Origin of the sequence: Periweissella ghanensis, from assembly GCF_918814755.1 — a bacterium.
Classification (GTDB): Bacteria; Bacillota; Bacilli; order Lactobacillales; family Lactobacillaceae; genus Periweissella; species Periweissella ghanensis.
The window spans coordinates 39,832-59,410 of record NZ_CAKKNT010000010.1 but is presented as its reverse complement, the minus strand read 5'-3'; the positions used below and the strand labels follow the sequence as shown (position 1 = coordinate 59,410).

The following is a 19,579-nucleotide window of genomic DNA, read 5'->3' as shown; positions in this document are numbered from 1 at the left end:
TTCTTTGGTTTTCGTCGACTTAATTTTAGCACTAGGACATACGGTGTCCTATTTTTTTTGCAAAAAAAGATGTCGATGATTTTACTCATCAACATCAAATAGTGTAGAACCAAATAAACGTTAGCAAGTTGATTAATTCAATATTGCTAACGTTTTTATGTTTTTATGAGTTTTTTTTGCTAAAATTAAGAGCATAATGTAGATGGAATTCGTATCGTATTCCGCAAAGGAGGTTAAAAATGCAAGCAGAAATAATTGCAGTTGGAACAGAAATTCTATTGGGACAAATTACGGATACAAATAGCCCATTAGTCGCCCGCCTATTAGCAACTTTGGATATTGATACTTACTATCAAACCGTTGTTGGCGATAATCATGAACGCTTATTATCAGCACTTGATATCGCGAGTAAGCGTGCCGATTTAATCATTACGATTGGGGGCCTAGGCCCAACGCCTGATGATTTGACGAAGCAAACTGTGGCGGAATTTGTTAACCAAGCTTTGGTTGAAGACCAGCCCGCATTGGCAAAGATTGTTGATTATCATGAACAGACCCACCGGCCGATGTCAGATAACAATCGCTTGCAAGCACTATACATGGCAGATGGTGAACCCTTATTAAATGAGAATGGGTTTGCAGTCGGCTGTTTTTATGCTAATCCAACTGGGCCGGATGTCTTGTTATTACCAGGACCTCCTTGGGAATTAGAACCGATGTTAGTTAAACATGCTTTACCAGTTCTAGCGGAACATTACCAACAAAGTGGCATGTTATTATCACGGGTCTTACGTTTTTATGGGATTGGCGAATCACGGTTAGTGACTCAATTAGCACGTTTGATTGACGATCAAACCAATCCAACAGTGGCCCCATATGCCAAAGCACATGAAGTTACGTTACGAATTACGGCCCATGCTCAGACAAAAGATGCCGCCATTAAACTAATTGATGAGATGGAAGTCGAGATTATGGCTGAAGTTGGTGAATATTTCTACGGTTACGGGGATGATTTTTCACTGGAAGCATGTGTTGGTGAATTATTAATTAATAGTAATTTACATATCACGGCCGCTGAAAGTATGACCGCGGGGTTATTTCAAAGTACGCTAGGAAAAGTTCCCGGGATTTCGCAAGTCTTTGATGGTGGTTTAGTCACATATTCACCAGCAACTAAAATCGCATTGCTAGATATCAAACCAGCGCTTATTGAGCAACATGGGGTGGTTAGTGAAGCAACGGCAATTGCCATGGCCCAAGGAGCTAAAAAACAATTAGCGGCTGATATTGCCGTTAGTTTTACGGGGGTGGCCTCTGGGGAATTAGAAGGCCAGCCTGCCGGGACAGTTTGGATTGGGCTTGCGTTTCAAGATGAACCCGTTGAAGCAGTTGTATATCATTTTGGCACAGAACGGCAAAAAAATCGCGAACGGGCGGTCATGGCCGGGCTTGATATGGTTCGTCGAAAAATATTAGGCTTACCATTGGTAGCACACAAATAAAACATTTGTTCGTTTTAACTTGCGTTTTAGCGAACATAAAGGTAAGATAACTATATTGAAAAAGTAGTGAATGGAGGAACCACTTTTGGCTGATGAACGTAAAGTAGCGCTTGATGCTGCACTTAAGAAGATCGAAAAGAACTTTGGTAAAGGTTCAATTATGCGTTTGGGTGAAAATGCGCAAACACAAATTTCTACAGTACCATCTGGTTCATTGAAACTTGATATTGCACTGGGGGTTGGTGGTTATCCAAAGGGCCGGATTGTTGAAATCTATGGACCAGAATCATCTGGTAAGACAACCTTAGCCTTACACGCTGTTGCAGAAATTCAAAAAGCTGGTGGTACGGCTGCTTATATCGATGCGGAAAATGCTTTGGATTCAAAGTATGCTGAAAATTTAGGGGTTAAAATTGACGACTTGCTTTTATCACAACCTGATACTGGGGAGCAAGGACTTGAAATTGCCGATGCCTTGGTTTCTTCAGGAGCGATTGATATTTTAGTTGTCGATTCCGTGGCGGCATTAGTTCCACGGGCCGAAATTGAAGGTGAAATGGGGGATGCTCACGTTGGTCTTCAAGCACGTTTGATGTCACAAGCCTTACGTAAGCTTTCCGGTTCAATTAACAAGACTGGTACGATTGCGATTTTTATCAACCAAATTCGTGAAAAAGTTGGGGTTATGTTTGGTAATCCTGAAACGACACCGGGTGGTCGCGCACTTAAGTTCTACTCAACCGTCCGTCTTGAAGTTCGACGTTCAGCACAAATTAAAGATGGTACCGATATTATTGGTAACAACACGAAGATTAAAGTTGTTAAAAATAAGGTTGCGCCACCATTTAAAGTTGCTGAAGTTGATATTATGTATGGTGAAGGGGTATCACAAACTGGTGAATTAATTGATTTAGCAGTTGAAAAAGATATCGTTGATAAATCAGGTTCATGGTTTGCTTATAATGGTGAACGGGTGGGTCAAGGACGTGAAAACGTTAAAAAGTACCTAGATGCGCCAGAACATGCTGAAATGCGCTTAGAAATCTATAATCGTGTTCGTTCAGCTTACGGCATTGGTGATGATATAGATGAAGTCTACATTGAACAACCAGTCGTTGCCGATAGTGAAGCGGATATTTTGAATGACGAAGAATAGTAAATAATCAAAAGTTCATGCTGATTAAGCGTGGACTTTTTTTGTCGAAAAAAATTCATTTTACCGTAATTTAAGTAAGATAATTCTTGCTTTTACGTTAATACCGAATGTTTACTTGAGATTATTGATAAAATATCCAATATATCAGCAATCAATATCATAAAAATGTTATAATTAAGCACTATTATTTGTGAAAGGGATTTTAAGATGACAAAATTAATTGACGGAAAACAGGTCGCAAATGACCTCAAAGTACAAATTGCTAGCAGTGTAAAAAAATTGATAGCATTAGGTATTACACCAGGAATTGCCGTAATTTTAGTCGGTGAAGATCCGGCGTCACAAATTTACGTTCGAAATAAACAACGCGCCGCGGAACAGTTGGGAATCGATTCGGAACTAATCAATTTACCAACCACCACGAGCGAAGCTAAATTATTAGCAAAAATTGACCAATTAAATGCTAATCCAGCGATTGACGCCATCTTAGTGCAAGCGCCATTACCAGCCCACATTAATGAAGAGCGTGTTCAAAGTGCGATTGCCCCAGAAAAAGATGTCGATGGCTTCCATCCCCAAAATGTCGGGGCATTATATAACAACGCTAAAAGCTATTATCCACAAGCGAATACGCCACGTGGAATTATGACTTTATTGGCAGAATACATGCCTGATTTAGTTGGTAAAAAGGCCTTAGTAATTGGCCGTTCAATTTTAGTTGGTCGGCCGATGATGGCCATGCTAAATAATGCCGATGCGACTGTGACATTAGCTCACCGGCACACGCAAGATTTAGACCAATTAATTGCGACGGCTGATCTAATCGTGGTGGCGGTTGGTGAACCTCATTTTCTTAAAATGAGTGCCGCTAAAGCCGATGCTGTTGTGATTGACGTTGGTATTAATCGCTTAGAAGACGGCAGCTTAGTAGGGGATGTCTTAGATGATATGCCTGACTCAGCCCAATTGTTAACGCCAGTACCCGGTGGGGTTGGTCCGATGACGATTGCAATGCTTATGCAAACAACGATTGAATTAGCTCGCCAACACAGTACCTTTGAATAAAGGACCTGATTATGGAAAAACAACAATACTTATCAATTAGTGGTTTGACCAATTATTTGAAACGCAAATTTGATGCTGATCCATATTTGGAAAAAGTTTTTTTAACTGGTGAGATATCAAATTGGCGGTTGCGACCAACACACCAATACTTTAGCTTGAAAGATGACAACGCCAAAATTAATGCGACCATGTTTCAAGGTAATTTTAAAAAAATAAAATTTCAACCGGAAGAAGGGATGAAAGTCCTCGTTACGGGCCGTATTTCCTTGTATGGACCATCGGGATCATATCAAATTATTGTTGATTCAATGCAACCGGATGGGGTTGGTGCGTTATATCAAGCATACGAACAATTAAAACAGAAATTACAAAATGAAGGTTTATTTGATCGACCAAAACGGCCACTAACGCGTTTTCCTAAACGGATTGCAGTGATAACTTCCCCTAGTGGAGCAGTTATTCGTGATATTATTACGACCACGCAACGGCGGTATCCAATTGCACAGTTAGTGCTATATCCAGCCGTCGTACAAGGTGATAACGCGGCAGCCAGTTTAGTTTCCCGGTTACAACAAGTTGCACAAGGCGACTATGATGCAGTCATTATTGGCCGAGGTGGTGGTTCGATTGAAGATTTGTGGCCGTTTAATGAGGAAGCTGTCGCCCGGGCAATTGTCGCAATGCCGATGCCCGTGGTGAGCTCAGTTGGTCACGAAACTGATACCACGATTGCTGATTTGGTGGCTGATGTTCGAGCTGCCACCCCAACAGCAGCCGCTGAATTGGTCACGCCACGTTTGGATGAAGAATTGATTAACCTCCAACAACTTGAAAATCGCTTACAAACAGCGATGTTAAATCGGGTTAAATTTGCGAAACAACAAGTTGCCCGACAAATGCAGTCAGTGGTTTTTAGCAATCCCCAACGGTTGTATGATGGTTACATGCAACGAGTCGATTTGGCAACCGAACGCTTAATTAAAGCGATGCAACAACGGGTAGTGAGCGCTAACAATCGTTACCAATTAGCAACGCGTCGGCTACCGTTATTACAATATCGGCAACAAGTTTTGCAACTTGAAAAGCATATCAATGTGACACAACGGCAACTAATGCAAGCAAGTGATCGCATTGTCAAAGATAAACAACAACAAGTCGCTAAGCAAATGCAAGCATTGAACTTAGTGTCGCCCTTAAATATCTTGGGTCGGGGGTATGCATTAGCTACCAAAGATAACCAAGTTATTAAAAATACTAGTAGCGTGCAAGTTAATGATGAAATTACGTTACGAGTAAATGATGGGACGTTAATAGCGCAAGTAACGGAAATTAGGAAGGAATCGTAAAATGCCAGCTAACGATAAAAAAACATTTGAAGAGAACTTAACTGATCTTGAAGCGATTGTCACGCGTTTGGAACGTGGCGATGTTCCGCTTGAAGAAGCGTTAACCCAATTTCAAGCCGGGGTTGGTTTGAGTCAAGAATTGCAAAAAACCCTTGCGGAAGCAGAAAAAACACTCACTAAAATGATTAACGATCAAGGGCAAGCGGTTGCTTTTGATACTAGTGATGCAAATTAAGGAACTTTGAAGATGCAAAAATATCAAAACTTCTATCAGGAATATGTACCTAAAATTGAACAAGTGATGGATAAAACGTTATTGACGCTTGATGGGCCCGCAAGTTTGATTGAAGCCATGCGTTATTCAGTGAATGCGGGTGGCAAACGGCTGCGACCAATTATGACGTTAGCAATTTTTCAAGCGTTTGGTGGGGTTATCACCGATAGTATTATTCGCGTGGCCTGTGCGGTGGAATTAATTCACACCTACTCATTAATTCATGATGATTTACCAGCCATGGATAATGATGATTATCGTCGTGGTAAACCAACTAGCCACAAACAATTTGGTGAAGCCCAAGCGATTTTAGCCGGGGATGGCTTGCTAACGTTAGCCTTTAGTTGGATTGCTGAGAGTGATATTGACGCTACGAGTAAAGTCGCTTTAATGGCAAGTTTGGCTCATAATGCGGGGCCAGTTGGCATGGTTGGTGGTCAAGTAGCCGATATGTTGGGCAATGACTTAACGTACACGCACACTGAATTAGTGGGGGTGCATAATCTAAAGACCGGAGCGCTATTGAGTTATGCGGCGTTGGCTGGGGGGATTTTAGCCCACGTTACTTTACCAGTCCAAACAGAATTAAAGGCCTTTGGATTAAAGTATGGGTTAGCATTCCAAATTGAAGATGATATTTTAGATGCTAATGACAGTGTTGATTTGGTTAAAAATACTTATCCGCACTTATTAGGACTTGCCGGGGCGCAAGATGAGTTAGCCTTAGTGTTAGCTGATACCCGTGCAACATTAGCAACGATTGCAGCTATGCAACCATTTGATCATGAATTGGTGGCAGGATTATTGAGTTATTTTGAAAGGAAAAATGATTAAGGATGGCGGATAAGGAACGCGTCGATATTTTATTGGTACAACAAGGAGTATTTCCAACTCGTGAACAAGCCAAACGGGCAATTATGGCCGGACTTGTTTTAGGTGAAAATGAGGAACGGTTAGATAAACCCGGTGTCAAAATACCAGTAACGACAGAATTACATTTAAAAGGCACGCCCATGCCATATGTTTCACGGGGTGGTTTCAAGTTAGCAAAAGCGTTAACAGCGTTTGACATTGATGTTACTGACCGGATTGTTTTAGATATCGGTTCTTCAACGGGTGGTTTTACGGATGTTGTTTTACAAAATGGCGCAAGTAAGTCATATGCCTTAGATGTCGGAACTAATCAATTAGCTTGGAAATTACGCTCGGATGAACGAGTGATCGTTATGGAAAATACGAATTTCCGTTATGCAAAATTAGCTGACTTTACCCATGGTCAACCTAATTTCGCGACCATCGATGTTTCGTTTATTTCATTACATCTTATTTTGCCACCGTTACGCGAAATTATTGCTGAAAATGGTGAAGTCGTTGCCTTAATCAAACCTCAATTTGAAGCCGGCCGTGAAAATGTTGGTAAGCATGGGATTGTCCGTGATCCAGCCGTTCACAAAGCCGTTCTTGAAGATATTGTTAAATTTGCAGTTTCAGCCGGCTTTACGGTTGAACATTTAGATTTTTCACCGATTAAGGGTGGAGAAGGTAATATTGAATTCTTAGCACATTTGAAGGCTACTCCCGCACCCCAAGTGGCAACCAATGTGAGTATTGAGGCCGTTCAAACAAGTGCTTACGAGCAATTAAACCGAAAAGATGAAAGCCTTGAGAAGGGGAATGCGTAATGAGAAAGCAAGAACGACATGAGCTGATACGCCGATTGGTACAGTCGCAATCATTTGAACGCCAAGATCAATTGGTATATGCGATTGAAGAACAAATTGGTAAAAAAGTAACCCAAGCAACGATTAGTCGGGATTTACGGGAGCTTAATTTGATAAAGGTGCGAAATAATAACGGTAATTTTAACTATCAATTTGCACCAAATGAATTTTCACTTGACCGTAGTCGCTTAGCCCGACTATTGAGTCGAAATGTTGAATCTTTGGCAATTCAAGATTCATTGATTTTATTAAAAGTAATTCCAGGTACGGGTGAAGTTATTGGGAATCTAATTGAAGCCTTGGGCATTGATGAAATTTTTGCCATTATGGTCAATGATGCCAAAGTAATGTTATTTATTAAAGACCACTGTGATAGTAAGTTGGTAGCTAATAAAATTCGGGATTTACTCTAATAAAAAATGAGGAGATGATGGCATGTTACAAGAATTATCAATTGATAATTTTGCGATTATCCCCCATCTGCAAATTGATTTCAACCAAGGAATGACCGTTCTTTCCGGAGAAACGGGTGCCGGTAAATCGATTATTATTGATGCGGTTGGTCTCCTTGCTGGTGGTCGTGGTTCGCAAGAATTTATTCGAACAGGTAGTCCTAAAGCAGTTTTACAAGCAGCTTTTGTAATTGATGCAACTAACCAAAAATTGATGCAAGTGTTAGCTGATTTAGGCATTGAAGTAAGTGATGAGCAATTAATTATTCAACGTGAAATTCATCGGAGTGGCCGGAATGTTATTCGGGTCAATGGGATGTTATTAAACCTTACAACGTTAAAGCAAGTGGGGGAATTTCTAGTTGATATTCATGGTCAAAATGAACACCAAGAATTAATGCAACCTGAAAAGCACTTAGCCATGCTTGATGAATATGTTGGTAGTCAATTAGTTGATTTAAAGGATCAATATCAACAGACATTTCACGAATACCGCCAAGTTTTAAAGGCGGTTAATGAAAAACAACAAAACCAACAAGCTTGGGCGCAACGATTTGATATGTTAAAATTTCAAGTCGAAGAGCTAGAAGATGCTGCTTTGACGATTGGTGAAGAAGATCAACTGTTAGCGGAACGTTCCCGGCTTAATAATTTTCAAAAAATTATGAGTGCGTTGGAATTAGTTAGTATCAAACTTAGCGGTGATGAAGCCGCCGGGGCTCTTGATAATCTGGGTGAAGCGATGCAGGCGATGCAAAGTATCGAAAATATTGATGAAAGTTACCACGAAATTAGTGAAACGATTGATAGCAGCTTTTATGCCTTGCAAGAAATTGTTAAAGATGTCAGTAACCAAATTGATTTACTCGAATATGATGAGGAACGGTTAAATCAAATTGAGCAAAGACTTGATTTGATTCATCAACTGGAACGCAAATACGGCCCAGACGTTGAAGCAATGCTCGCATATTTGACAAAAATCAAAGCCGAATTTACCAAGATGGAAAATGTAAGTGCTAATAGTGACCAACTTGAAGAACAGTTAGCGGCCATTACGCAACAGTTACAAAAACGAGGGGCGGCGCTATCTGCTTTACGGCAAGCAAGTGCGGTGACGTTAGCAGATAAAATTCATCAACAACTTAAAGATCTCTATATGGAAAAGGCCCGGTTTAGCGTTAATTTTAAACCACGTACAACCTTCCAACTTGATGGTATCGATGAAGTTGAATTTTATATTCAAACTAATCCTGGTGAAACAGCCAAACCATTAGCTAAAATCGCATCCGGTGGTGAATTATCACGGATGATGTTAGCAATGAAAACGATTTTTGCCCAAAATCAAGGCGTGACCTCAATTGTATTTGATGAAGTTGATACCGGAGTTTCAGGGCGGGTTGCGCAAGCGATTGCTGAAAAAATTGCAACAATTGCGGATCACTCACAAGTTTTAACGATTACCCATTTACCACAAGTAGCGGCGATGGCCGATCAACATTATTTAATTCAAAAAACAGTTATTAACGAACGAACAGAGACGTCAATTAATTTACTCGATGAACAACAACGGGCCCGTGAATTGGCGCGCATGATTAGTGGGGCGGAAGTTACCGATTTATCGCTAGCCAATGCAACCGAGTTATTAGCATTAGCCAACAGTAAGAAAAAGGAGTCGCATGCATAAATTAATTGGATTATTTCGTTTAGAACCCATTGTCAAACTAGATGACTTATGGCGAGTAGCTTATCGGAATGGTTATGATAAACCCCGATTGCTCCGCCGATTAGGGATGTATGAAATGTTGTGGTTTTTGATATGGGCGATTTTTACGTATCGGACGATTCACGAAAAAATCGCGCTGTTTGGATTAATCATGCTCATCGTGTGGTTATTTTGGATGGGATTTGGTTCAGTCGTATCAATTATTGATGCTGATTCAAACCGGATTCGCCGGATGAAACGCGCTGATTATCGCCGTTATCGCCAACAAATGCGTGGCAAGGTGCCATTTCCACAACCAGCGGAAGTTGGGATTGGCCAAAATGAAAAATTACCACCACAAAAAAAGTAAAATCTTAGTGTCGCCAAGTAAGATTTGTGATACAATCAATATTGTTAGTCCAAAACAAGTTAAAATGCTTGACTTAGCTTTGGGCTTACGGTAAGATATATTTTGTTGAGAAAACAAAGTAGGAGCACCCGCTTCTCGCCTCAGTGATAATTGCGTTGCTAGGCTAGATATTTTTAAAACCATGATGAATGATTTTATAAGCGGGTTTGCGTATTTATACGCGAACCCTCTTTTGTTTTCACGCAAAATAAAATTTGGAGGACAAAACCATAGCACAAGCTCGACCACAACAAGATTTGATTAATGATAAAATTCGCGCACGTGAAGTTCGCTTGATTACAGATGCTGGTGATAAAGGTATCATGCCTACGTCAGAAGCTTTGAAGCTCGCTGAAGATCAAGATTTGGATTTGGTATTAGTGCAAGCTAACGCCAAGCCACCGGTCGCTAAAATCATGGATTACGGTAAGTTCAAGTTTGACGCCCAAAAACGTCAACGTGAAGCCCGTAAGAACCAAAAAATCGTAACTGTTAAGGAAGTTCGTCTTTCACCAGTTATTGATGACAACGATTTTAACACCCGTTTGAAAGCAGCGCTTAAGTTCTTGGGTCAAGGTAACAAAGTTAAAGCGTCAATTCGTTTTAAGGGACGTGCCATTACGCACAAGGAAATTGGACGTGCTGTCTTAGATCGTTTAGCGGAAGCAACTGCTGAAGTTGCTAAAGTAGAACAACGTGCAAAGATGGACGGTCGTAGCATGTTCTTGGTTCTTGCGCCAAAAGATAGCAAGTAGAGTCGCGTCTACGAGTTAATAAAAGAAAGCTACTAAATTATTCGGAGGAATTGTATTATGCCTAAGCAAAAGACACACCGCGCTTCAGCAAAGCGTTTCAAGAAGACTGCCAATGGTGGTTTGAAGTCAGGTAACGCCTTTACTTCACACCGTTTCCACGGTAAGACTAAGAAGCAACGTCGTCAACTTCGTGGTACTTCAATGATGAACCACACTACTTTGAAGACTTACAACAAGCTTCTTTCAACTATCTAATTTAAATTTAAATCGTAAACAAAAAACAAGTATTTTTAGGAGGACTTTCCCATGCGTGTTAAGGGTGGAACAGTGACGCGTGCTCGTCGCAAGAAAATGATTAAGTTGGCTAAGGGTTACCGTGGTCAACGTCACATCAACTTTAAGGTTGCTAAGCAATCAGTTATGCAATCTTACTACTACGCATTCCGTGACCGTCGTAAGACTAAGAGCAACTTCCGTAAATTATGGATTGCTCGTATCAATGCGGCTGCTCGTATCAACGGTTTGTCATACAGCAAGTTTATGCACGGTTTGGCACTTTCAGGTTCAGCATTGAACCGTAAGATGTTAGCTGACATCGCAGTTACTGACGAAGCATCATTTGCTAAGTTAGCAGAAGCTGCTAAGAAAGCACTTGAAACTAAGTAATTAAAAAAGAGTTGTGGGTTGAATTCTCTGCAACTCTTTTTTGTTTGCATGCTAAAATAGAAGGGAAGTAACTTTTATGGAGGCAAGTATTAATGAGTAAAGAAACAATCTTTTCCGCATTACAAACGTTTAGTAGTCGTGATTCGCGGGTGCGCGCATTTGGTCAGACCGATACTAATCAATTTGATTTAAGTATTACGTTGTTTGTGACGCAAATGTCGCTGTTTAATAACACAACGTGGTTAGAATTTTTACCACCGTATGAATTAGTTGAAACCCGCATTGCAAATGATGCCACGACGCCGAGCTTTTTACGTTTGAAATTTGCAGGCAATATTGAAGTAACTTTAGTCGTTGCGCCAGTATTTACGAAAGCTAGTTTTTTGCTTAGCCCAGCGAATAAAATAATTGCGGACAAAGATTAATGGCCAGCTTGTAAACTAGTTTTTAATGCCAAAATACTCTATAATATAGTAATTGCAATAAAAACGAAAAGTGAAATATAAAAGGATAATTTGAATGATAAATAAATTTGCACCGACTTGGATGGTTGATGTTATTTATAATGTCACGCCAGCACAACTAAAGGCGCAAGGCATTAAAGCTGTGTTAACTGATTTAGATAACACGTTAATTGCATGGAATAATCCCGAAGGAACTAACGAATTACGCCAATGGTTACGTGATTTGGAGCAAGCTGGCATTCCTTTGATTGTAGTTTCAAATAACTCAGAAGAACGAATTAGCAAAGCCGTGGCCCCATTAGGAGCACAATACGTTTCACGAGCGTTAAAACCATTAACACGTGGAATTAAGCAAGCAATTCGCCAACTAAATTTGGATCCAAGTGAAGTGGTCATGGTCGGTGATCAATTGATGACTGATGTTTGGGCCGCTAACAATGCGGGTGTCCGTAGTATTTTAGTAAAACCATTGATTGAAACTGATCAATGGAATACCCGTATTAACCGCTTTATTGAAAAGCCGGTTAAACGTTCAATGTTGAAGAAGTTTCCGAACTTGAAATGGATGGATAAAATTAATGACTGATGAAGAATTACAAGTAGCCCTTGCTGAAGGTATTAACTGTGTCGGCTGTGGGGTTCAATTGCAAACAGAACACAAAGGTGAACTTGGTTTTACACCAATGAGCGCTTTGAAAAAAGGGTTAGAAATGGATGAAGTTTATTGCCAACGGTGTTTCCGTTTACGGCACTACAACGAAATTCAACCGGTTTCTTTAACCGATGATGATTTCCGTCGTTTACTTGGCCAAATTGCCGATACTAAATCTTTGATTGTGTATGTGGTTGATATCTTTGATTTCACTGGTTCATTAATTCCTGGTTTACATCGGTTTGTTGGTGATAACCCTGTTTTATTAGTCGGAAATAAAGCTGACGTGATGCCTAGTTCATTAAAACGCACTAAGTTAACTGATTGGATGCGCCAACAAGCTAACATTAACGGGATTCGTCCGATTGATGTCGCGCTTGTATCAGCCGCTAAAAACCATTCAATTGATCAATTGTTAGCCAAGATTGATAAATACCGTGATGGTCGCGATGTGTACGTTGTGGGGGTTACTAACGTTGGTAAATCAACTTTAATTAACTCAATTATTAAACAACAAACTGGAATTCAAGACTTGATTACGACATCACGTTTCCCAGGCACAACTTTGGATAAAATTGAAATTCCTTTTGATGACAATACGAGTTTGATTGATACGCCAGGAATTATTCACCAAGACCAAATGGCGCACTATCTTGGTGCCAAGGAATTGAAATATGTTTCACCCCAAAAGGAATTAAAGCCGGTTGTCTTCCAATTGAATGCGGAACAAACTTTATTCTTTGGTGGTTTAGCACGGTTGGACTTTATTCAAGGTGAACGGAATTCCTTTGTCGCCTACTTTGAAAATAACTTGATGATTCACCGGACCAAGTTAGCTAATGCTGATAGCTTTTATGCCAAGCATGCTGGTGAGTTATTAGTACCACCAACAAGTGAAGAAATGACTGATTTCCCAGCCTTACAACGTCACGAATTCCGGACTAAAGTTAAGTCAGATATTGTGATTAATGGTTTAGGATGGGTAACCGTACCAGCAAATGTTACCGTAGCAGGTTGGGCACCAAAGGGCGTTTCCGTTCTTGTGCGTGCCGCCATGATTTAAGAATAGAGAGATAAAAATGAGTACTTTACGTGGAAAACAAAAACGTTACCTTCGGGCCCAAGCCCACTCAATGCACCCGTTGGTAAATGTTGGTAAAAATGGTTTATCAAAAATTTGGTTGGACCAAGTTGAAGATGCTATTGAAAAGCGCGAATTATTTAAAATCGCCATTTTACAAAATGCAGATGTTGATGTTACAGAAGTAAAAGCATACATCGAAGCAAATTCACCAATTGAAATTGTGCAAACGATTGGCCGCATTCTTGTGGTTTACAAGCGTTCAAACAATCCTGATAACCGTGAATTTTCAAATGAAGTTGATGGAATCTAATTGATATTGTCCAAATAACAATAGCGAGGTGAACGAAGTGGTAACGACGGTTTTTGAACCAGATGTAGCTTTGGCGCTTGAAAGTGAACCCGATGAAGTTAAGCGTCGTGTAGGGATTATGGGAGGCACTTTTAATCCCATTCATAACGGGCATTTAATTATGGCCGAACAAGTGCACTCACAGTTAGGCTTGGATGAAATATTGTTTATTCCGAATAATATTCCACCCCATATTGATACTAAGACCGCCATTGATGGTGAAACGCGCGCCCATTTAATTGAGCTAGCAATTGCTGATAATCCCCATTTTAACTTAGATCGGATTGAGTTAACTAAAGGTGGGGTGAGTTATTCGATTGAAACGATTGCCCAATTAAAACAACAACACCCAGATACGGAATATTATTTCATTATTGGGGCTGATGAGGTCGCTTATTTACCTAAATGGCATCGGATTGAAGAATTAGTAACCATGGTTACTTTTGTCGCGGTCAAACGCACGGGATTCACCCAGCCAAGTACTTATCCGGTTATCTGGATTGATACGCCGCTGGTAGAAATTTCTTCAACTGATTTACGGCAACGCATTGAACAACAACGTTCGATTCGTTATCTCGTACCAGTAAAAGTTGCCGAATATATTGTAAAGAATGGATTATATCAAGATGACAAACATTAATTATCAAAAACATTACTATGCGGGAACTCGTGACGAGTTGGTGGCGATTTTAGCAGATGCTTTATCTGAATTTCGCTTTCAACATGTTTTACGCGTCGAAGCAAAAGCCCTGGAGTTAGCAAAGCATTTTGCAATTGCTGACTTAGAAAAAGTTTCGGTCGCCGCACTCGTTCATGATTACGCCAAAGAACGTCCCGATGATGAATTTAAAACGATTATTGTGCGCAAGCATCTTGATCAGGATATGTTAAATTGGGGTAATTACGTCTGGCATGGTTTTGTTGGGGCGGAAATGATTCATGATGAATTAGCCATTACTGACGAAGATATTTTAAATGCGGTGCGTCGCCACACGACGGGGGCGCCATATATGACAATCTATGATAAATTAATTTTTATGGCTGATTATATTGAGGATGGTCGTGATTTTACTGGAGTTGATGATTGTCGCGCAACAACGTTTGCTGACTTGGATGCTGGGGTTGCTTGGCAACTTAAGCATACGTTAAACTATCTTTTAGCTAAACAAACACCAATCCATCCAAAAACAGTGTTAACATATAACGCATTTGTTGCAAATAACAAATAAACGCACGGTTAGTCATAACTAACCACAATAAAGAGGTATAAAATGAATTCAGAAAAAATGTTAGAAATTGCCGTTAAAGCCGCTGATAGCAAGCGCGCCGAAGATATTGTAGCCCTTGATGTTCAATCAGTTTCATTGCTTGCTGATTACTTTGTAATTATGAATGCAGGTTCAAAGCGTCAAGTTAAGGCGATTGTTGACGAAATTGAAGATCAATTAAACGAAAACGGTATCTTCGCTAAGCAAATCGAAGGTAAGGCTGAAGGTAGTTGGGTATTACTTGATTTTACTGATATTATCGTGCACGTCTTTGACGATGAAACTCGTAGCCACTACAACTTAGAAAAACTTTGGGGTGACGCACCTTACGTTGACTTGACTGATTACATCGTTGAGGACTAATTATGGCTAATTATCAAACGTTTGCTCAATTATATGATAATTTGTTTGATGGTGAATTGTATTTACAATGGCGTGATTATGTCCAAGTTAATGTCCCAGATAAGCAAGGTAAATTACTTGATTTAGCTGGTGGTGCTGGTCGCTTGGCCGTTTTATTAGCGCAAGCAGGCTATCAAGATGTGAGTGTCTTTGATTTATCACCAGAAATGTTATCTTTAGCGATGAAACACGCTGAAGAAGCTAAGGTAACGATTCCTTTAATTGAAGGTGATATGACAGAATGGTCAGATTTACCAATTCAATATCAAACCATCACATCATTTGCAGATTCTTTTAACTACTTAGGTAAAAAAGCCCAGTTAAAAGAAACGTTCACCCAAGTTTATCAACATTTACTTGCAGATGGCCAATTCTTATTTGATATGATTACGCCATATCAAATTAAGGAAGTTTATCCGGGTTACATGTATAATTGGCATGACGAAGAAACAGCGTTTTTATGGAGTTCATATGAAGGTGAACGGCCTAATTCAGTTGAACATGAGTTAACGTTCTTTGTTTATCAAGAAGAAATTGATGGTTATCAACAACTTCAAGAATTACATTATGAATATGCCTATACTTTAGCTGAAATTAAGGACCTCTTAGCGGAAGTTGGTTTTAAAGATATTGAAGTGCATGCTGATTTTGGTCAGGCACCGGTATCTGAGACCACAACGCGGTGGTTCTTTAAAGCCCATAAATAAATGAAAAGTTAAAACGGGGTTGTGACATAACACTGCTCTAGTATTAATTTGCTGCTAGAATGTGTTTCAAAGGCCAATACTAGCATACACTACTAAAATCCCGACCGAATTTTGATTCAGTCGGGATTTTCTAGTTTTATACTGTAGCTAGCCGCTTTTTTCACACGCCCGTTTTTTGAGGGGAAACAATGTTAGATTTTGTTGCATTAGATTTTGAATTTGGTTTACACATGAGCGACCGCATCTCAATTGTTGAAATCGGGATGCAAAAGGTCGTTGGGGGAAAACTTGTGGATAACTGGCAAACGTTAGTTAATCCAGAGTCTAAATTAGACGGCTACGCATCGGATAATATTCATCATATTTATGCGAGCGATGTGTTGTTTGCCCCAACTTTTGCTACGATTTGGCCCCAAATTATATCTTTTGTTGGTGATTTACCGTTAGTGGTGCATGGGGTTAAAAATGAACAGCATGCGATTATCACAAATTGCCGCTTTTATGATTTACCGTTGCAAGCATTTAAATACATTGATACGTTAACCTTAGCCAAAAAATTATTACCCGATTTACCTAAATATAATGTTAACTATTTGGCTGATTATTTTAAATTACCAATGACCGCTGATCATGCGGCGTTAGATGATGCCCAATTAACGGCCCAAGTGTTAGTGGCGATGCAAACTAAGTACGGGACTGACGTTATTAGTAAAATAATTAATTGATAATTAAAAGCTTTAAAAAGATGGCAAAAACGAGTACACTTAGGTAGTTAGTTAAGCTATGCCTATATGGCGGAATTGGCAGACGCGCTGCGTTCAGGTCGCAGTGAGGGCAACCTCGTGCAGGTTCGACTCCTGTTATAGGCAGTAAATTAGATAAAACAAAAGAATTCGTTTGGCAGAGATGCTCGACGAATTTTTTTGTCGGAAAAAAGCACATTAGCAAGGACTATCGTGATAGTTCAATAATTTGACCCTCATAATTTGATAATGCTATTATCATGGCAGTTACAACTTTAAATTCACTTACAGGAGAATGCTGATGTTTAAAAAAGTTTTAATTGCTGGTGGTGGTGTGTTAGGTAGTCAAATTGCCTTACAAAATGCTGTTCATGGTAAAGAAGTCACCGTTTATGATATTTCAGACGATGCGGTCGCTGCGGCTAAAAAGCGCGTCGCTAGTTTTAAGGATTTACTAGTAGCCGATATTAAGGAAATTAGTGATGAACAAGCGCAAGCTGATATTGCGAAAATTACGTATACTTCCGATTTAGCAAGTGCCCTTAAAGGAATTGATTTAGTAATCGAAGCGGTCCCAGAAAGTTTAGCGATAAAAAAAGATTTCTGGAATAAGGCGTCTGAAGCAGCTGATGAACAAACCGTCTTTGCGACAAATTCATCATCATTATTACCAAGTAAGATTGCAGAATTTGTTGATCGACCAACTAAATTTATCGCCTTACACTTTGCCAATATTGTATGGTCACATAATACTGCTGAAATCATGGCTCAACCTAAAACTGATGCCGATTTACCCGCGCAAATGGAAACGTTTGCCCAAGAAATTGGCATGGTGCCGATTTTAGTTAAAAAAGAACAACCAGGTTATGTCCTTAATACCATTTTGATGCCATTTTTAAGTGCCGGCATGTATCTTTGGTATCACGGAATTGCTGACCCAGATAAGATTGATAAGACGTGGATGATTGCAACCGGGTCACCATATGGTCCCTTTGGAATTTTGGATGTTGTGGGCCTTCGCACGGTTGGTAATATTTTAAAAACTAGCCAAGATGCAGAATCACAAGGAATTGCTGAAAAATTGCAAAAAGAATTTGTTGACCAAGGTAAGTTAGGCACAGAAACCGGTGAAGGGTTCTACAAGTATCCTAATCCAGCGTTCCAACAAGCCGACTTTTTGAAGTAAAATAAATTTTTAATTTGGGGGAATTAAAATGTTAAACAAAGTATTAGTAGCTGGTGGTGGTGTTTTAGGGAGTCAAATTGCCCTCCAAAATGCGGTCCATGGTAAGCAAGTAACGGTTTATGATGTTGCTGATGACGCAATCACTAAGGCTAAACAACGGATTGAAAATTACAAAGATTTATTAGTGGCTGATATGGAAGATATCTCTGACCAAGATGCCACTGCGCGAATTGCGACAATTAAGTACACAACGGACTTAGCCGCTGGTTTGGCAGATATTGATTTAGTAATTGAAGCCGTTCCTGAAAGTATGCATATCAAAGAAGATTTTTGGACGAAAGCAAGCAAAGTAGCTCCGGAAAAAACTATTTTTGCAACTAATTCATCAACGTTATTACCAAGTAACTTAGTTAAATTTGTTGATCGGCCGGGTAAATTTTTAGCCTTTCACTTTGCTAACCTTGTTTGGAAACATAACACGATTGAAGTTATGGGCCATGCCTGTACAGATGCCCAAGTCGTGACAACGTTACACGATTTTGCTCGTGAAATTGGCATGGTTCCAATCATGATCAAAAAAGAAAATCCGGGCTATGTGCTAAACGGATTATTAAATCCGATGACGAATGCCGCTTTGATCATGTGGTACACGGGCGTAGCCGATTATGAAACGATTGATCGGACATACTTAATCGACTTAGAAATTCCAATGGGGCCCTTTGGTTCAATTGATATGATTGGGTTACGGACCATTTGCAATGTGTTAAGTGCATATGAACAAGATTCAATTATGTACAAAATTGGTCAAAAAATTCAAAAAGAATTTGTTGATCAAGGGAAGCTAGGAACTGAAACCGGCGAAGGTTTTTACAAGTATCCTAACCCAGCATTCGAACAAGCTGATTTTGTTAAATAGTGGGTATTTTCTGATACTTACGCTAACCAAGTAATATACTAGCAAGTTTAATTATAAAAGCTTAGTCGTTGTACAATGACTAAGCTTTTGTTTTTTGCCAAGCATTAAATACCTGTTAAGTCGGTTTTTATGCATCTTATCTGTAATCTCAACATCACTTGTCAGTGAGTGCTACAATAATTAATAAATATAATTAGGGGTGAAAGAAATGTTTAACTTAAGTGATTACATCGGTCTAATTCTGATTTTTTTGTTTATTTTGATGCGGATGTTACGTGAACAAGAATTAAAAGATTCGTTTAAAGGAATTGCTATTATTATTGTGATTGGTTTATATAGTTTATATAAGGCCTTACCAAGTTTGAATTTAAACTTAGCTACCATTATGGCAATTATTGTTTCATGTGCTACGGGGATTGGTTTTGGAGTATTACGCGGAACAACCGTAAAAATTTATCAAGATACCAATACTGGTGTGTGGATGCGCCGCGGAACATTTATGACTATTTTAGTTTTTATCATTGGGATTGCAGTTAATGAAATCATTGCACATGTGTTAGTACATGGTATGAGTTCAATTTCAAGTGTGACACAAACTCTACACATGGGATTATCAATTTTAGGCGGACGGCTTGTACATTTAAGTAAACGAGCTGCTGCGCAAAAGCGTCTTTAAATACTAGTTCATAATTAAGCATAGTAGATCGAAACATCTTAGGTAACTAAGGTGTTTTTTGTTTTTTAACAAATAATGTTTCAC

General features: G+C 39.5%; 25 protein-coding genes, 1 tRNA gene and 1 other annotated feature. All 26 genes read left to right on the top strand.

All coding sequences use genetic code 11. The features are described 5' to 3' along the window. The first annotated feature begins 239 nt into the window (after positions 1-239). Entirely contained in the window at positions 240-1,502 is a 1,263-nt protein-coding gene (locus tag LQZ76_RS04885) for a competence/damage-inducible protein A (protein WP_230098644.1), read from the top strand. An 85-nt stretch (positions 1,503-1,587) separates the two neighbouring features. After that, positions 1,588-2,658 (top strand): recombinase RecA, encoded by a 1,071-nt coding sequence (gene recA, locus LQZ76_RS04880; protein ID WP_284706021.1) that lies wholly within the window; start codon positions 1,588-1,590, stop codon positions 2,656-2,658. A 207-nt stretch (positions 2,659-2,865) separates the two neighbouring features. Then, the gene (locus LQZ76_RS04875) at positions 2,866-3,723 is read left to right on the top strand and encodes a bifunctional 5,10-methylenetetrahydrofolate dehydrogenase/5,10-methenyltetrahydrofolate cyclohydrolase (RefSeq protein ID WP_230098642.1); all 858 of its coding nucleotides are present in this window, start codon (positions 2,866-2,868) and stop codon (positions 3,721-3,723) included. Between the two features lie 8 nt (positions 3,724-3,731). Beyond that, positions 3,732-5,069, top strand: a complete 1,338-nt coding sequence (xseA, locus tag LQZ76_RS04870; RefSeq protein ID WP_230098648.1) for an exodeoxyribonuclease VII large subunit — start codon at positions 3,732-3,734, stop codon at positions 5,067-5,069. A gap of 1 nt (position 5,070) precedes the next feature. Further along, complete coding sequence (locus tag LQZ76_RS04865) at positions 5,071-5,304, top strand: exodeoxyribonuclease VII small subunit (protein ID WP_230098641.1); 234 nt, start codon at positions 5,071-5,073, stop codon at positions 5,302-5,304. 12 nt (positions 5,305-5,316) lie between these two features. Continuing rightward, entirely contained in the window at positions 5,317-6,177 is an 861-nt protein-coding gene (locus LQZ76_RS04860; protein WP_230098640.1) for a polyprenyl synthetase family protein, read from the top strand. A 2-nt stretch (positions 6,178-6,179) separates the two neighbouring features. Beyond that, positions 6,180-7,025: a TlyA family RNA methyltransferase gene (locus LQZ76_RS04855; RefSeq protein WP_230098639.1), complete on the top strand. Its 846-nt coding sequence runs from the start codon at positions 6,180-6,182 to the stop codon at positions 7,023-7,025. Then, positions 7,025-7,477: an arginine repressor gene (locus LQZ76_RS04850; protein WP_230098638.1), complete on the top strand. Its 453-nt coding sequence runs from the start codon at positions 7,025-7,027 to the stop codon at positions 7,475-7,477. The genes LQZ76_RS04855 and LQZ76_RS04850 overlap by 1 nt, the downstream gene beginning before the upstream one ends. 22 nt (positions 7,478-7,499) lie before the next feature. Further along, a complete protein-coding gene (gene recN / locus LQZ76_RS04845) occupies positions 7,500-9,200 on the top strand; it encodes a DNA repair protein RecN (protein ID WP_230098637.1) in 1,701 nt (566 codons plus the stop codon). Beyond that, complete coding sequence (locus LQZ76_RS04840) at positions 9,193-9,588, top strand: hypothetical protein (RefSeq protein ID WP_230098636.1); 396 nt, start codon at positions 9,193-9,195, stop codon at positions 9,586-9,588. Before recN ends, LQZ76_RS04840 begins: the two co-directional genes overlap by 8 nt. 110 nt (positions 9,589-9,698) lie before the next feature. Then, positions 9,699-9,828: a sequence feature (ribosomal protein L20 leader region), on the top strand. A 56-nt stretch (positions 9,829-9,884) separates the two neighbouring features. Further along, a complete protein-coding gene (infC, locus tag LQZ76_RS04835) occupies positions 9,885-10,382 on the top strand; it encodes a translation initiation factor IF-3 (protein WP_230098647.1) in 498 nt (165 codons plus the stop codon). Between the two features lie 57 nt (positions 10,383-10,439). Further along, on the top strand, positions 10,440-10,637 hold the full coding sequence (gene rpmI / locus LQZ76_RS04830; RefSeq protein ID WP_168722109.1) for a 50S ribosomal protein L35: 198 nt from the start codon (positions 10,440-10,442) through the stop codon (positions 10,635-10,637). Positions 10,638-10,688: 51 nt separating this feature from the next. Then, the gene (rplT, locus tag LQZ76_RS04825; RefSeq protein WP_230098635.1) at positions 10,689-11,048 is read left to right on the top strand and encodes a 50S ribosomal protein L20; all 360 of its coding nucleotides are present in this window, start codon (positions 10,689-10,691) and stop codon (positions 11,046-11,048) included. 92 nt (positions 11,049-11,140) lie between these two features. Beyond that, a complete protein-coding gene (locus LQZ76_RS04820) occupies positions 11,141-11,473 on the top strand; it encodes a hypothetical protein (RefSeq protein WP_230098634.1) in 333 nt (110 codons plus the stop codon). A gap of 94 nt (positions 11,474-11,567) precedes the next feature. Continuing rightward, on the top strand, positions 11,568-12,098 hold the full coding sequence (locus LQZ76_RS04815) for a YqeG family HAD IIIA-type phosphatase (protein ID WP_230098633.1): 531 nt from the start codon (positions 11,568-11,570) through the stop codon (positions 12,096-12,098). Continuing rightward, positions 12,091-13,227, top strand: coding sequence for a ribosome biogenesis GTPase YqeH (gene yqeH, locus LQZ76_RS04810; protein WP_230098632.1), 1,137 nt, complete (start codon positions 12,091-12,093; stop codon positions 13,225-13,227). The genes LQZ76_RS04815 and yqeH overlap by 8 nt, the downstream gene beginning before the upstream one ends. 16 nt (positions 13,228-13,243) lie before the next feature. Beyond that, positions 13,244-13,558 carry a YhbY family RNA-binding protein gene (locus tag LQZ76_RS04805; RefSeq protein WP_230098631.1) on the top strand — a complete coding sequence of 105 codons (315 nt, stop codon included), beginning with the start codon at positions 13,244-13,246 and terminating at the stop codon, positions 13,556-13,558. 37 nt (positions 13,559-13,595) lie between these two features. Further along, positions 13,596-14,237: a nicotinate-nucleotide adenylyltransferase gene (locus LQZ76_RS04800; RefSeq protein ID WP_230098630.1), complete on the top strand. Its 642-nt coding sequence runs from the start codon at positions 13,596-13,598 to the stop codon at positions 14,235-14,237. After that, on the top strand, positions 14,224-14,826 hold the full coding sequence (yqeK, locus tag LQZ76_RS04795) for a bis(5'-nucleosyl)-tetraphosphatase (symmetrical) YqeK (RefSeq protein ID WP_230098629.1): 603 nt from the start codon (positions 14,224-14,226) through the stop codon (positions 14,824-14,826). Before LQZ76_RS04800 ends, yqeK begins: the two co-directional genes overlap by 14 nt. 42 nt (positions 14,827-14,868) lie before the next feature. Then, a complete protein-coding gene (rsfS, locus tag LQZ76_RS04790; protein ID WP_168722101.1) occupies positions 14,869-15,228 on the top strand; it encodes a ribosome silencing factor in 360 nt (119 codons plus the stop codon). Positions 15,229-15,230: 2 nt separating this feature from the next. Then, a complete protein-coding gene (locus tag LQZ76_RS04785; RefSeq protein ID WP_230098628.1) occupies positions 15,231-15,974 on the top strand; it encodes a class I SAM-dependent DNA methyltransferase in 744 nt (247 codons plus the stop codon). Between the two features lie 188 nt (positions 15,975-16,162). Then, the gene (locus LQZ76_RS04780) at positions 16,163-16,699 is read left to right on the top strand and encodes a 3'-5' exonuclease (protein WP_230098627.1); all 537 of its coding nucleotides are present in this window, start codon (positions 16,163-16,165) and stop codon (positions 16,697-16,699) included. Between the two features lie 60 nt (positions 16,700-16,759). After that, positions 16,760-16,843: transfer RNA gene (locus LQZ76_RS04775), tRNA-Leu, on the top strand. A 172-nt stretch (positions 16,844-17,015) separates the two neighbouring features. Next, complete coding sequence (locus LQZ76_RS04770; RefSeq protein WP_230098646.1) at positions 17,016-17,903, top strand: 3-hydroxyacyl-CoA dehydrogenase; 888 nt, start codon at positions 17,016-17,018, stop codon at positions 17,901-17,903. A gap of 28 nt (positions 17,904-17,931) precedes the next feature. Then, positions 17,932-18,819, top strand: coding sequence for a 3-hydroxyacyl-CoA dehydrogenase (locus LQZ76_RS04765; RefSeq protein WP_230098626.1), 888 nt, complete (start codon positions 17,932-17,934; stop codon positions 18,817-18,819). A gap of 208 nt (positions 18,820-19,027) precedes the next feature. Beyond that, positions 19,028-19,495 (top strand): DUF1453 domain-containing protein, encoded by a 468-nt coding sequence (locus LQZ76_RS04760; protein ID WP_230098625.1) that lies wholly within the window; start codon positions 19,028-19,030, stop codon positions 19,493-19,495. Positions 19,496-19,579 lie beyond the last annotated feature (84 nt).